Source organism: Rhizobium sp. CF142 (genome assembly GCF_000281145.1).
GTDB lineage: Bacteria > Pseudomonadota > Alphaproteobacteria > Rhizobiales > Rhizobiaceae > Rhizobium.
Genome location: NZ_AJWE01000007.1, coordinates 36,123 through 50,055, shown reverse-complemented (window position 1 = coordinate 50,055; position 13,933 = coordinate 36,123). Strand labels below are relative to the sequence as shown.

Annotated in this window: 12 protein-coding genes and 1 pseudogene; 3 read left to right on the top strand and 10 right to left on the bottom strand. The window is 57.5% G+C overall.

The window, feature by feature from the left end; all coding sequences use genetic code 11:
* Positions 1–78: 78 nt before the first annotated feature.
* Entirely contained in the window at positions 79–1,179 is a 1,101-nt protein-coding gene (locus tag PMI11_RS01080; RefSeq protein WP_007812395.1) for an ABC transporter ATP-binding protein, read from the bottom strand.
* Positions 1,176–2,039, bottom strand: coding sequence for a carbohydrate ABC transporter permease (locus PMI11_RS01075; RefSeq protein WP_007812392.1), 864 nt, complete (start codon positions 2,037–2,039; stop codon positions 1,176–1,178). Before PMI11_RS01075 ends, PMI11_RS01080 begins: the two co-directional genes overlap by 4 nt.
* 248 nt (positions 2,040–2,287) lie before the next feature.
* On the opposite strand from PMI11_RS01075, the gene PMI11_RS01070 reads away from it, so the two are divergent.
* Positions 2,288–3,304: a substrate-binding domain-containing protein gene (locus PMI11_RS01070; protein ID WP_037070508.1), complete on the top strand. Its 1,017-nt coding sequence runs from the start codon at positions 2,288–2,290 to the stop codon at positions 3,302–3,304.
* Here the strand turns inward: PMI11_RS01070 and PMI11_RS01065 are convergent.
* Positions 3,300–3,814, bottom strand: a pseudogene (locus PMI11_RS01065) (aldehyde dehydrogenase family protein); the annotation flags it as partial. The gene PMI11_RS01070 and the pseudogene PMI11_RS01065 overlap by 5 nt on opposite strands.
* 301 nt (positions 3,815–4,115) lie before the next feature.
* Here PMI11_RS01065 and PMI11_RS37945 point away from each other — a divergent pair.
* Positions 4,116–4,208, top strand: a complete 93-nt coding sequence (locus PMI11_RS37945) for a hypothetical protein (protein WP_244430520.1) — start codon at positions 4,116–4,118, stop codon at positions 4,206–4,208.
* A gap of 54 nt (positions 4,209–4,262) precedes the next feature.
* Positions 4,263–4,838, top strand: a complete 576-nt coding sequence (locus PMI11_RS36200; protein ID WP_007812386.1) for an NAD(P)/FAD-dependent oxidoreductase — start codon at positions 4,263–4,265, stop codon at positions 4,836–4,838.
* A gap of 117 nt (positions 4,839–4,955) precedes the next feature.
* Here PMI11_RS36200 and PMI11_RS01055 read toward each other — a convergent pair whose 3' ends face one another.
* From PMI11_RS01055 to PMI11_RS01025, 7 genes are all read right to left on the bottom strand, one after another.
* Complete coding sequence (locus PMI11_RS01055; RefSeq protein WP_007812384.1) at positions 4,956–6,047, bottom strand: ABC transporter ATP-binding protein; 1,092 nt, start codon at positions 6,045–6,047, stop codon at positions 4,956–4,958.
* A 49-nt stretch (positions 6,048–6,096) separates the two neighbouring features.
* Entirely contained in the window at positions 6,097–6,894 is a 798-nt protein-coding gene (locus PMI11_RS01050; RefSeq protein WP_007812382.1) for an ABC transporter permease, read from the bottom strand.
* 19 nt (positions 6,895–6,913) lie between these two features.
* Positions 6,914–7,882 (bottom strand): ABC transporter permease, encoded by a 969-nt coding sequence (locus tag PMI11_RS01045; RefSeq protein ID WP_007812379.1) that lies wholly within the window; start codon positions 7,880–7,882, stop codon positions 6,914–6,916.
* Positions 7,867–8,919 carry an ABC transporter substrate-binding protein gene (locus tag PMI11_RS01040; RefSeq protein ID WP_007812377.1) on the bottom strand — a complete coding sequence of 351 codons (1,053 nt, stop codon included), beginning with the start codon at positions 8,917–8,919 and terminating at the stop codon, positions 7,867–7,869. Before PMI11_RS01040 ends, PMI11_RS01045 begins: the two co-directional genes overlap by 16 nt.
* Before the next feature lie 68 nt (positions 8,920–8,987).
* The gene (locus PMI11_RS01035) at positions 8,988–10,295 is read right to left on the bottom strand and encodes an LLM class flavin-dependent oxidoreductase (protein ID WP_007812375.1); all 1,308 of its coding nucleotides are present in this window, start codon (positions 10,293–10,295) and stop codon (positions 8,988–8,990) included.
* Between the two features lie 280 nt (positions 10,296–10,575).
* On the bottom strand, positions 10,576–12,942 hold the full coding sequence (locus tag PMI11_RS01030; RefSeq protein WP_007812373.1) for a xanthine dehydrogenase family protein molybdopterin-binding subunit: 2,367 nt from the start codon (positions 12,940–12,942) through the stop codon (positions 10,576–10,578).
* 115 nt (positions 12,943–13,057) lie between these two features.
* Complete coding sequence (locus PMI11_RS01025; RefSeq protein WP_202803138.1) at positions 13,058–13,903, bottom strand: GntR family transcriptional regulator; 846 nt, start codon at positions 13,901–13,903, stop codon at positions 13,058–13,060.
* Between the last annotated feature and the right edge of the window lie 30 nt (positions 13,904–13,933).

Below are 13,933 nucleotides of genomic sequence, written 5' to 3'. Positions count from 1 at the left end.
CGGAAACGCCCGGGACGAATAGAGCTGAAATGAGAGGATGTGTTGCAATGGCATCGATGTACTTTCTCGGAATGAATTTCAGATGCGCGCCGTCGTTTGAGCGTCGAAAAACGATGCGTTTTCGAGCGCAAATCCGATACGAATGGAGTTGCCGGCCGTAGGCGTCATTTCCGGCGCAGTGCGCAACGAGAGCTGAATGTCAGCCAGTTGGACCCACACGATCGTTTCGGGGCCGAGCGGCTCGACGAGTGAAACCTGTGCCTGCATCACCAGGCCCTCGAAGTCCATTCCTTGGTCAACGAGATGGATATGCTCGGGCCTAATGCCGAATATGGCGCCGCCCGAATGGTAGCCGACCCCGCTGGGCAGCGGGAAACGCAAGTCCCCCGCCTGGAAGATCTGTGCGCCTTCCAGTTGCAGGATATCGCCCTCGATGAAATTCATCTTGGGCGTGCCGAGGAAACCGGCGACGAAGAGGTTAGCCGGCCGGGCATAGACCTCGGCGGGTGGGGCGAGCTGCTGGATGCGCCCGGCCTTCATCACCGCGATGCGATCCGCAAGCGTCATTGCCTCCACCTGATCATGCGTCACATAGATCATCGTGTTGCCGAGGCTTTGGTGGAGCTTCTTGATCTCGACGCGCAATTCGGCACGCAGCTGAGCATCGAGATTGGATAGCGGCTCGTCGAACAGGAACACATCCACATCGCGGACCAGCGCGCGGCCGATCGCGACCCTTTGGCGCTGGCCGCCCGAAAGGTCGGCCGGCTTGCGCTTCAACAGGTGATCGATCTGAAGGAGCTTGGCCGTACGCTCGACACGCGCGCTGATCTCCTCAGTCTTCATACCTTTGATCTTGAGGCCGAAGCCCATGTTCTGGGCGACGCTCATGCGCGGATAAAGAGCATAGGACTGGAAGACCATGCCGATGCCGCGATCCTTCGGTTCGCTCCAGGTGACATCCTGGCCAGCGATCTCGATCCGGCCATCGGTTACATCGTGGAGACCGGCAATCGCGTTCAACAAGGTCGACTTGCCGCATCCCGAGGAACCGAGAAGCACCAGGAACTCGCCATTGGGGACATCGAGCGAAAGTCTGTCGAGGATTTTTGCCGCCCCGTAGGCAACCGTCAGATTGGCGACCGATACCGAGTTTGCTACAGGAGAAGACATGGTCATCCTTTCACGGCTCCAGCCGCAATGCCGCGGACGAACCAGCGTCCTGAGAAGAGATAGATCAACAGTGGAACAAGCGCGGTGAGAATCGTTGCTGCCATGTGAACATTGTAAGGTCGCTCGCCGAGGCGCGTATTCACCAAGGCCGTCAGCTGGACGGTCATCGGTTGGTTGCCCTGACCGGCAAAGATGAGGCCGAAGAGATAGTCGTTCCAGATGCCGGTTGCCTGCAGGATGAGAGCCACCACGGTGATTGGCCCCGACATGGGTAATAGGATTGATACGAAGATGCGCCAAAAGCCCGCACCGTCGATCCGCGCCGCTTTGATGAGCTCAATCGGCAGGCCGGAATAGTAGTTCCTGAAGACCAGGGTTGTAATCGGCAGTCCAAAAATCACATGGATCAGCACGACGGCCGTGAGGGAGCTGCCGATGCCGGCGGCTGCGAACGATAGCGACAGGGGATAGATGAACAACTGGTAGGGTATGAAAGCGCCCACCATCAATAGCGCGAACAGGACCTCCCCTCCCCTGGCCCGCCAGAAGGAAAGCGCATAGCCGTTCACCGCCCCGAATAGCACGGAGATCGCAACGCTCGGAACAAGGATCTTAACCGAGTTCCAGAAGCCGCCGCTCAGACCCGAACAGCGAAGCCCCGTGCAGGCCGTCGACCAGGCTTCCACCCATGGATCGAAGGTCAGGTTTCGAGGAAGAGCAAAGATTCCGCCCTCACGAATCTCCGGCATTGTTTTCAGTGATGTGACGATCATCACATAAAGCGGCACAACAAAAAACAGCACCGAGACCAGGATGAAAAGCCAAAGGCCTATGCGCCCGACACGCTGTTGATCACGCCGTCGCATCGGACGATCTCCCGCGCAGGATCCATGCGGGACGAATGCTTGGGTAAGGTGTAATGCGAACGATATTATCGTCAAAAGCATGCGAAATAAGACAAATAAGCATATTTTTGCACCTTCCCACTCTTTTCTTGTTTTTTTCTTGTTAATTTATTAAAACGTTTGCATGACAAATCAACATTGTCAATTGCCTGTTCGGCAAAATAAGTTCGAGTGGTTGATGAACTTGTTTGCGCGAAACCGAGTGAGGAATGATGGCTTCGATAAAGGATGTCGCAAAGCAGGCAGGTGTGTCGAACGGAACCGTATCCAGATACTTTCATCAGCCCGACAGAGTTCATGAGGAGACGCGTAACAAGATCCGTGAGGCCATTGATCAACTTGGATACGCGCCGAACGCGTCGGCACAGAGCTTTCGCCTCGGCAACACAGGCATCGTGCTCGTCCTGACATCAAGCATTGGCGACGCCTTCTATGGTGACGTCATCGCTGGCATCATCCAGGTGGCAAACACCAAGGGATATGGCGTACGCGTCCAAGAAGTTCAGCCCGGCAAGCTTGCGGCGGGCGAACTTGATCGCATAGCGGCATCAAGACAGGCCGACGGCATCATTGTCCTGGGTGACGCGGGTCCTTTTCCAGCGTCCCGCAGGACGGATCAAATCCGAAATAGGCCAGCGATTGTGGTCTGCGGTGAAACATCTGATCCCGAGTTGCTCGGTTATCCTCGTTTTCAGATTGATGGATTTGCAGCGGCCGCGGAATTGACCAATTTCCTCATTGGTCTGGGACACAGGGAAATCGGCTTCATGCGCGGAGAGATCGCATCGATCAATCTTCATGAACGCGAGTCAGGTTTTAGGTCCGCAATGAAGCAAGCCGGCATCACAATTGCGGAAGACTGGCTATGCAACGGTCAATTCACCATCAAGCCTGCGCGCAGGGCCATTGCGGATTTTCTGAACGCAAAAATCGTTCCGACGGCACTAATCTGTGCGAATGACGAAATGGCGCTGGGGGCCATGGCCGAGCTTCAGTCCCGTGGGATCCGCGTGCCGCAGGACGTCTCCGTCGTGGGCTTCGACGACACCCGTTATGCCGACGTCGCCAATCCACCATTGACGACGATCGCGCAGCCCGCCAGCGAGATTGGCGAGCGAGGCATGTACTGCCTGCTCCAGGCCATCAGAGGCGAGGAACCGCAAACAGCCGTCGAATATTTGGCTCACCGCTTGATTGTTCGCAAATCGACCCGGTTTTGTTCGTGACGATCCTGGCACCCTTGGCGAGCGCATCCTGGACGTGGCGATTGATCTTGGAGATCGCCCCGTCGTTGATCATCCGGACCAATCGAAACGCCCGGTTCCGTCCCCGGGCCACCTTCATCGCGTTGACCGGGCGGTGAGCTTCTCGGCGAGGCGATCGTAGATGCCCGCCTGCACGAGAAAGCGGTTGGCGTAGACGCAGGTCTGGCCGCCATTGCGGAATTTTGAACGATTGCCCCTTCGATGGCAAGATCGATATCCGCGTCGTCAAAGACGATGAAGGGCGCGTTGTCGCCGAGTTCGAGCGACAACCGCTTGACGCGTCGGCCGCGCCGCGCACAGCAGCGAACCGAGCGGCGTGGAGCCGGTGAACGAGATCTTGCGCATGGTCGTGTTGGCCATGATCCCGTCGCCGATCTCCTTCGGCGTGACGATATTGACGACTGCTGCCGGAATGCCGGCCATTTGTGCGAGGACGCCGAGCGCCAGCGCTGAATAAGGCGTGAATTCGGCGGCGCACTGTCCATGTCCATTAGCCCTTTCCTGCTGCTTGCCATGAAGCTGGCGCGGATAGACGAGGCTGGTCTAAGAACGAAAAAGCCACCGCCCATAAGTGTCGCTTATGCCCCCTTCCCAGATGTCCCATAGGTCCGGCTTATGGAAGGACGAAAAACCTCGACTTTGACACCGGTCGACCGCACCGGAATGGTGGCAAGGATGAGAAATATTGCGGAGAAGGACCTATGGAGGTGATCGTGCTGGGTGGCCTGATGGGGCCGCGTCGACCTATTTTCTCGCTCGGCGCGGTTTGCGTGTGACGCTCATCGAGCGGAACCGGGTGGGCAGCGGCGCAACGGTCGCCTCTTTCGGCAATATCCGCCGCGGCGGCCGCGACACGTGGATGTGAAGGCGATCCGGCGGAGCGCTTACGGCTTCGAGGTCGAGACGTCGAACCGCAGCCATGCTTTGCCTCGCTGCTCAACACCGCCGGTGCTTGGGGTACCCGGATCTCTGCGCAATTCGGGGAATCTATCCCCATAGTCGCGAAGGGGCCGCAGGATGCGGGGTAACCGAGCCGCTACCGCATCGCATACTACCGGTCGTCGGCGTCTGGGCGCATGACCCCTGCGGCGGTTACCTGCTCCAGGTCGAGCGCGGAAGCATCATATTCGGTGGCAGCGCGGAACGAACCGACGTTTCGCCCGATACCGGCCATGCTAAGGCGTACCCCGCCCGACTTCCGGGGCAGTTGCGCGCCCTCCTGCCGATCCTTCCGGCTCTCGCCAGTGTCTCCGTGATCCACACTTGGTCCGGTTGCGAAGGCTTTGTCGCCGACGGCCTTCCCGTCATGGGACGATCGGCGACGCCGCCTGGCCTTTTCCATGCCTTCGGGTTTTGCGACAACGGGTTTCAGCTCGGTCGGGGCGTCGGTGACGTAATGGCGGAATTGATTTCGACCGGCTCGACCGAAACACCCGTGCATGGCTTTCGGATCGACCGGTTTCGTGGGCGGGACGAGAGAGAAGAAATGCGCTAGGAACTAAGCACTGCTTCGAACGAATGAGGCACCATCGTCGAGCCGTGGTATCGGTCGGGACCGAATGCGCGGCACTGGATAAGGGATCTCACGTCCTGGTTTTGGCTGTGGGATCGCTTAACGCGAATCCGCCAGAACGATGCTCTCGCGATTGCTCCAGAATGCTACGACTTCGTATCCCTCGCAGAGTTCAGGCATGTTTTGGCCCTCGATGCACTGCTCGAGGGCGACGAGTTCCTGCCCCGCATCGTTTATCACCACGTATTTGCGAGACTTGCCGAGGTAAATCATGCTTTTGATGCGACCCCGCATCGCATTGGCAGATGTCGGGACGGCGCCAGGCGCCCTAACGCGTATCCGCTCCGGCCGCACGACCAAGACGGCTTTCTCGCCGTGGGAAAGCGCACATTGCGCACGGCCACGCATTCGCGACGCGCCGTCCACGATGAAGTCGCCTCCTTCCCTCCCGACAACGGAAACCGGCAGACAGTTCGATTCTCCGATGAAGTCGGCGATAAAGAGCGAACCAGGGTTCTCGTATATGTCCTGTGGCGTACTAAGCTGCTCGATCTTTCCCTTATTGAAGACGGCAACCCGGTTGCTCATGACCAAGGCCTCCTCCTGGTCGTGGGTCACATAAACGATCGATATCCCATTCTTGCGGTGCAGGCGCATGAGCTCGATCTGGATCTGTTCTCGCAGCTTTTTATCGAGCGCGCCAAGCGGTTCATCCATCAGAAGAAGGCGCGGTTGGAAAACCATCGCGCGCGCGAGGGCAACACGCTGTTGCTGCCCGCCGGATAGTTGCGCTGGATAGCGGTTGTACACATCCGGCAGGCCGACAACGTCAAGCACATCTTTCACGCGCCGTTGGATTTCATCAGACTTCATGCGGCGCGCTTCCAGGGGAAAGGCCACGTTCTTAAACACAGTCATATGTGGGAAAAGCGCATAGTTCTGGAAAACCATGCCGATGTTGCGCTTATAGGGAGGCAAAGGATCCAGCGGCAAACCGTCCAATAGGATTGAACCCGCGGTCGGCAGGATCAGTCCAGAGATCATCTGTAGCGTAGTGGTCTTGCCGGAGCCGGACGGGCCGAGCAGTGTCAGGAATTCGCCCTCGCGCATCGAAAAAGAGACGTTGTCAACGGCGGTAAATCGATCATAGCGTTTGCCAAGCGTCAATGCTTCGAGAATTTGATGGGGCATTTGAGGTCTATCCTCTTCCTTCTGACGCCTCGCGGCGGTTGCGCTGGCTTCAGTACGTCTTCGTTCCGGCCCTGCGACGAGCAACGAGATGATCGGCGAGCAACAGGATCAAGGTGAATGCGAATAGGCATGACGCGATCGCGGCAATCGTTGGATCGACCTCGCCGCGTACATCAGCCCACATCTGCACAGTGATTGGCCGAACCGTCGGCGAATTCAGGAACATCGAAATCACCAGCTCGTCGAACGACATGACCGCCGCAAATAGGAAACCGGATAAAATTGCAGGCGCGATCATCGGCACCGTCACCAGCAATAGCACCCGAAGCGGCGATGCCCCCAGCGTAAGGGCAGCGCCTTCGAGATTCGAATTTACGGTTCGCAACGATGCAAGCGTGACGGAAAACACATAAGGGATGGTCAACATGACATGCGCGAGAATCATCCCCGTGTAGGTTCCGGCCAACCCCCATGACCTGAATATGCTGAACACGCCTGCTCCCACGATAATGGTCGGTATGACCAAAGGAGACATGATTATTGCGGAGAGAAATGCTGCACTTGACCCTTTGCTGCGGGCGATACCGATCGCAGCCCCCGTTCCCACGACGGTCGCGATGATCGTCGTGGGAATTGTAATGAGTGCCGTCGTCTTGAGCGCAGAGGCCCATTTGGGACTAGACAGAATCCTTTCATACCACTGGAGCGAAAGGCCCGGCGGAGGAAAGGTAAGGAATTGCGCCGAGCTGAATGAAAGAATGACAATTATGACCAGTGGGGCGAGTGTGTAGATGACAATCAGCGCAACGATCAGCGATCGCAGATAAAGCCAGCCGCCTTGCCTCATTGTTTCTCCCCCTGGGCCATCATCGCCCGACCCATTTGCGCCTGGAATGCGCCAACAAGGACAACGGGGCGAACACAATCAGGACGCCGATGAGCAGAGACGTGCAGAGAGCTCCAGCAACGCCCCAGTTTCCGAACTGCCCAACCTGGATGGCGATAAGCTGTCCGATCATCAGGTCTCCACGCCCGCCGACCAAGGTCGGTGTGACGTAGTAACCAAGGCATAGGACAAAGACGAGTGTACAACCGGAAATCACACCGGGCATGGATATCGGCAGGTAGACCTTTAGGAAAGTCCACACCGGCCCTGCCCCCAGCGTCGACGCAGCCTTCACCACATTCGTGTCAATCCGCACCATTACGGAATATAGCGGCAGCACCATCAAGGGCAGCATAACGTGGGTCATTGCGATCAAGACACCGGCACGATTGTAAATCAGCGCGATGGGGCCTGACGTTAATCCAGCGGACTGAAGGGCCTGATTGATAATGCCATTATCTTGAAGCAGCACCATCCAGGCGAAACTGCGTACCAGCAAACTTGTCCAGAGGGGCACCAGAATGGCCAGCATCAGAACCCGCCTGACGGACGGTTGCGCATTAGCAATCGCATAGGCCAGAGGATAGCCAAGGATCAGCGAAAGAGCCGTCACACTGCCGCTGATGATGATAGTATTCAGCGCCACCCGAATATACAGCGGTTGCGCGAGAATTTTCTGGAAGTTCTGTACACCCCAGATCGGATCGCTAAAGCCGCGAACCAGCAGCATGACAACAGGAATTGCCATGACAACAACGATGAGCAGGATTGACGGTAGGATAAGCCAGATGCGCAAATCCAGCCTTACCAATGGAAGAGATCTCGCTCTCTCAAACCGCACACCGATGGCGCTATTGACCAATCTGCTACTCCTTGCGTCCGTGTTGACGTTGCGCGAGATGAACGACACGCGATGCCTTGCGCCGATCGAGATCAGAGCAACAGCCATTCCTGCCAGCGCTCGGTTACTTCCTTAAGGCGGCTACCCCAGTAGGCGGCGTCGATACCAATGCCCTTGGGATAATTCTCTTTGGACGTCGGCAGCCATGCCAAGTAAGAGGGGTCGACGTAGTTGAAGGCGGCAGGATTTGCTGGGCTGCTGATGAATCCGGTAATCATCTTCGCTTGGTTCACAGGCTCCAGCATGCTGTTGACGAACGTCCATGCCAGTTCGGGGTTCTTAACGTTCTTGGGCACGATGACCGGCGTGTTTGTACGCAAGTGGCCCTCCCAGCTGATGGCTACTTTGGCGCCGTTTTTCATGGCGCCGAACGCACGGGCAGAGAACATATAACCGCAGGTAACCGCACCATCGATGATCAGCTGCTGCGACTGAGCGTGAGTGCTGTAGAAGATCGTCTGATCCTTGATCGTATCAAGTTTCTTGAACGCCCTGTCGATGTCCAGGGGATAGAGCTCGCTCATCTTGACGCCATCGGCCAGAAGGGCGCCTTCGAGCGTTGCGCTCGGTGAACTGTTCATCATGCGTTTGCCGGGGAACCGATCGAGATCGTAGAGATCGGCCCAGGTTTTGGGACTTTCCTTGCCTTCGAAGGCTGACTCGGAATAGGCGATAGTAAAGGCCCCGCTCTCGACACCAACCCCGTAATCGTATTGAAAATCCTTCGCGATGCGAGACATATCGACAATAGAAGGGTCCGGCTTTGCGAGATACCCCTCCGCGCCGAAGCCGACCATCATCTGCTCGTTGGTGCAGACAACATCCCAGTCGTTGTTTCCCGCCTCCAACATGACGCGCAGGCGGGTTTCATCGACGGGGCCATCCACAAGGATGTCGACACCGGTCTTTGCCACGAACGGCTTGACGTAGGCTTCCCGTTGCGCCTCTTCATACTGACCGCCCCACGTCGCATAGACGAGCTTCTGGCCAGCGAAACTCGGAGCGGTTCGGCCCAGTTGAGGCAACAACAAGCTCGCGCCTACTCCTGCCCCCATCATCAATACGGATCTGCGATCGAAGGTCATTTTGACTTCCCCTTTTATGATCGATGCGGATGCTTATCCCTCCGCCGGAATGCGTTTCAGGCTGGAATTTAGCTTAGGAGATTGCCGCGAAGCGTTGATGCGGCGTATTCGGTTCGGAAAATCCCACGCCGCTGCAGCACAGGCACGACAGAGCGGCAAAACGCTTCGTGCGATACCGGAAAAATCGACGGCATCAGCACGAAGCCGTCGCAGACGCCAGCCTCGAAAATCTCCTGAAGCCGGTCGGCCACGGTAGTTGGCGATCCGACAATCGTATTCGCCTTGCGGCCTTCGGAGGCAGCCTCTTTGAGGCCAAGCTTGCGTTCCGCGGCTCTCTCTTTAAGTGCGGCCTCCATGCCGTGCGCGCCCTGATTGCCGCGGGAAGTTGCAATCTCGGTGTCGTTCTTGATCTTGGACAGATCCGTGCCGACCGAAAGCGATGCATAGGCGAGATCGTAATCAGGAGCGGCAAGAGTATCGAGATACTCCATTCTCTCACGCGCAATCGCATCGGTCTCTCCGACAAAGATTGTGATCCCGGGCAATATCTTGCAGCTGCCGGGCTGACGGCCTGCTGCAACGACCCGCGCCTGCATGTCGTCATAAAAGGCGCGCATGGTTTCGATGCCAGCCTGCGGCGTGAAGATGACTTCGGCCCATTTGGCCGCAAATTCCCGTCCCTTCGGCGAACTGCCGGCCTGCATAATGACAGGGTGTCCCTGTGGACTGGGAGGCGTCGCAATTGGCCCCTTGGTTCGAACCCACCGGCCTTCGTAATTGACATATTTGATCTTGTCTGGATCGACGAACAGCCCCCGTTCCTTGTCCATCACGAAGGAGTCCGGTGCCCAGCTTTTCCAGAGAGCCATGCAAGCCTCAAGGACCTCTTCCGCGCGCTCATAGCGCTCATCATGGGGCGGAATGGCATCCATGCCGGCATTCTGAGCCTCCTGGTTCGAGGTCGACGTCACCACGTTCCAGGCGACACGGCCACCGCTCAGCACATCGATCGAAGCGAGGCTACGCGCCAGGTGATAAGCGTTGAAAAAGGAAGTGGATACCGTCGCGCCGAGGCCAAGGTTCTTGGTAACGCGCGCCATGATCGGCAGCACTGTCATCGGATCCAGGTAGCTGTGTTGGCCACCCACGCGCAGGAAAAGATCAGGGCTGTCGCCGTAGGTATCGGGGATGCCGAAGAAGTCAGCAAAGAACATGCCGTCCAGTTTCGCCGCCTCCAGTGTGCGGGCAGCGTCTTCATATCGACTGGGCGAAAGAATGTCATGAAGCACCGCATCTGGATGACGCCAACCGCCCGAATGAAGAGCTGTCGGGCCAGTCTTCATATATGCGATCAAATGCATCATCTTCCTGGTCATGGAGACAGCTCCCGTCGTCGGGGTGAAACTGAATTCATCGCATCGCCAGCATGTTGGCGGGTGGACTCACATCCTTGTCGGCGGGTTTTCAGCCTTGCCCTGCAATCAATCTTGATAGCGGATCGATATCAAATATACGAACAATACTCAAACAAAAAGTTCGTATGTCCGGTCATTTCATCAAGTGGAAGACTGCGCTCTGTTGGGCTGACATCCCAAATTGCGTCCGGCATCACTCCGTACGCATTTTTTGCCTCAGGAATGCCCACCGAGCGCCGGTTTAGGCCAGCTCCCGGCTATGCATCGTGCGAAGCACATCGTCGGGGAAAATCGGAACGCGGTTGAACCGCGCGTCGAAGCTCGAAAGGGCATCGGTGATGGCCAAGGCAATGGCGGGTACGCATCCAACAATGCCACCCTCGCCCGCACCCTTCACCCCGCCGGGATTGCTGGTCGAGGGCGTTTCGACATGGTCCAGGATGATTTTCGGAGAGTCGAGAAAGGTCGGGATCTGATAGTCGAGAAGCGTCGTGGCGAGGGGCTGCCCCGCGTCGCTGAAGGAGGCATTCTCGGTGAGCACCGAACCCACACCCTGTATGATCGCTCCGACGACCTGGCCAGTCACGATCATGGGATTGAGCATCTTACCGCAGTCATGGACGACGAAATATTTCTCGATCTCCACCCTTCCCGTGTCGGCTTCTACCGCGACGCAGACTGCGTGCGAGGCATTCGAATAACAAGAGGTCGCCGGATCAAACGCTTCCTGAACTTCGATCCCGACTGTTTCCCCTTCGGGCAGGCTGCCGAGGCCGATCATATAGGCCGTTGCGGCAAGCTCCGAAATATCAATGAAAAGGTTCGTACCTTTTACCGAGGCTTTACCGTCGGCCAGTTCAACATCCTCGGCCCGGCAACCTAAGAGATGGGCCGCTATCCGCCGCAACTTTTCGGCAACCTTCTGCCCAGCCTTGAGGACGGCCCCACCACAGACGACGGCCGCGCGACTTGCGCCAGCGCCGGTCCCGAAAGGCATGGTGTTCGTATCGCCTTGGTCGACGGTGATATCATCGATCGACATGCCCAGATGATCAGCGACGATCTGGGCAAAAACCGTTTCATGTCCCTGTCCTTGGCTTGCGACGCTGACATAAACGACGACCTTGCCATCCGGCTCCATCTTCACCACGGCGCGGTCATAACCGGGCCAGCGTGACGCCTGCCCGCGTGCGCGCGCTATCGACGTCCCTTGGCCCGTGTGGTCGGTGATTGTCGCAATACCGATGCCACGATATTTACCGTCGGCCCCCAGCCGGCCCGACGTAGTCTGCTTGAACAGCTCGTAGCCGGAGAGCTTCAAGACCCGCTCGAGACATTCGATATGACTTGCTGTGTCGTGAACGACACCGACAGCGTTCCTATAGGGAAGATCAGCTTCACGGATGAGATTCTTGCGTCGGATGTCGATGGGATCGATAGCAAGCTTCGCCGCCATCCGCTCCAGCAGCGTCTCCATGGCGAATACATTTATCGGCGCCGCGACGCCGCGGTAAGATGTTGTCGGCGGCTTGTGGGTAATAACCGTAAACACGTCGAAACCATAGTTCTCGACCCGATAGGGGCCCATCATGTGATGTGCGACAGCCGCTGCCTCAAGCGCCGACGTACTGATCCAAAGTGGATAGGCGCCAATATCCACGCAGGACTTGATGCGTACGCCGAGCAGCGTCCCGTCATCGTCACAGGCGATCTCCACGCCGAACTGGAAGTCGCGTCCCTGAAGCAGGATCAGATCCTCCTGTCGGTCGGCCATCCACTTGACTGGGCGTTTGAGTTTGCGGGCGATCACAGCCCCGACCACGTCCTCGGAATGCGTTACGCCCTTCATACCGAAGCTGCCACCGATGTTAGGTGCGATGACGCGGACATTTTTTTCAGGAAGGTTCAGAGTCTCCGCGAGTTCCCAACGCATCTTGTGTGGAAACTGCGCGCAGGACGTATGGTCAAGCATATTCATGCCGGCGTCATAGCGGGTGAGGAACCCCCGCGGCTCCAGCGGTACTGCAGAGACTCGCCCGCTGGTGAAGACGTCGCCGATCACATGCGGCGCCGTTTCGAAAACCTCGTTGGCATTCCCTGCGCCTCCGACTTGGCGGAAGATGATATTGCTTGAGAGGTAATCGTGAACAAGCGACGCGTCATCGGCCGTAGCCTGCTCAATGGTCAGCGCAGCCGGCAGCGGCTCAAATTCTATTTCGATCAGTTCGCGTGCGTCTTCTGCCAAATATGGGTCTTCGGCGACAACCACCGCGACGATTTCACCGACATAGCGAACCAAATCCGTCGCCATGCACTTGCGTTCAAGCTTCGGCTGACCGAGCGGTGTCGGCGACAACATCGGCTTCGTCAACGGAACCAGATCAACGCCGGTAAAAACGGCAACCACGCCCGGTGCGGCTCCGGCCGCCGAAACATCGATCGAAAGAATGCGGGCGTGCGCATAGGGACTGCGAAGCATCGCGAGGTGCAGGGTTCCGTGCGGCTCCTCGATGTCGTCAATGTAGCGACCGAACCCGCGAAGAAGACGTTCGTCCTCCCGACGCAACACCGGATTGCCCGTATATGAATTCGGATTGTTCGCACTCATTGTCTACCCTCTTCATTCTTCTCTTCCGAAACACGGCCGCCGCTCCAGCCGTTGCAATGTTAAGCGCCCCCTTAGGACAAGTCAGATGGCGAACCCTTGTATGTCTCGACGCTGGCTAGTTCTCCTGATCGTCATCGCGCGAGCGGTGGATCTGCATGACATAGGCCATCTGGTCTGACGGGTGCCAGTTGAAGGAGGCGATCAGTACATTTCTGGCCGTGATGTAACGTCGCAATAGTTGCAGGGACCATGAACCGGGTCTCAAGCCAAGATGACGACCGAATTCCGGGGGCATAGGTACTGCGCGGATCTCTTGAACGACCTGCTCGATTGGCATTCCCGACTGACGTTCAAGGAATGCAAAGAAGGGACCCTGATACTCGGTGAGTTCGACAATCTGGGGCAGGAACTGTTTGGGAATGTAACTCTGTACATAGCAGATTGGGCGCCCGCCCTCTTCGGTCCATCGCACCCCGCTGATCAAGATCCACTCGTCATCTCCCGATGATCCGTCCACCTGACTGGCAATCTCAGGCGAGAGTCTCACCACCTCGGCGGACAGGACAGCGAAATAGGTTTCCTTGGAGACCTGAAACAGCTCTTCGAGTGACGTGAATGCCTGCTGGTAGTTGCTGCGCGTGGCGCTCGAAATCACACGCGTCCCGACGCCTTGCTTGCGATCGACATAACCGCGATTGCTAAGCTGCCTCAAAGCCTCCCGGACCGTGGATCTACTTGCCATGAATTCCTGCGTAAGCTCTACCTCCGTGGGCATGAGTGTTCCCACCGGGTACGCACCGGCGGTAATTCGCTCTTCCAGCGCCTTCTGTATCTGCATGTAGCGCGGACGCTCATCCAGGACGATATTTGCGTTTTCCATAGGCTCACATTGGTATTTTTGCACCACGTCGGCAGAGCGGGGCTCCCTTCGGATGAAGTTGGCGGCGCGCGGCGATGCCAAGCTCCCTTCCGCAAGGGCGGGCAAGATGAT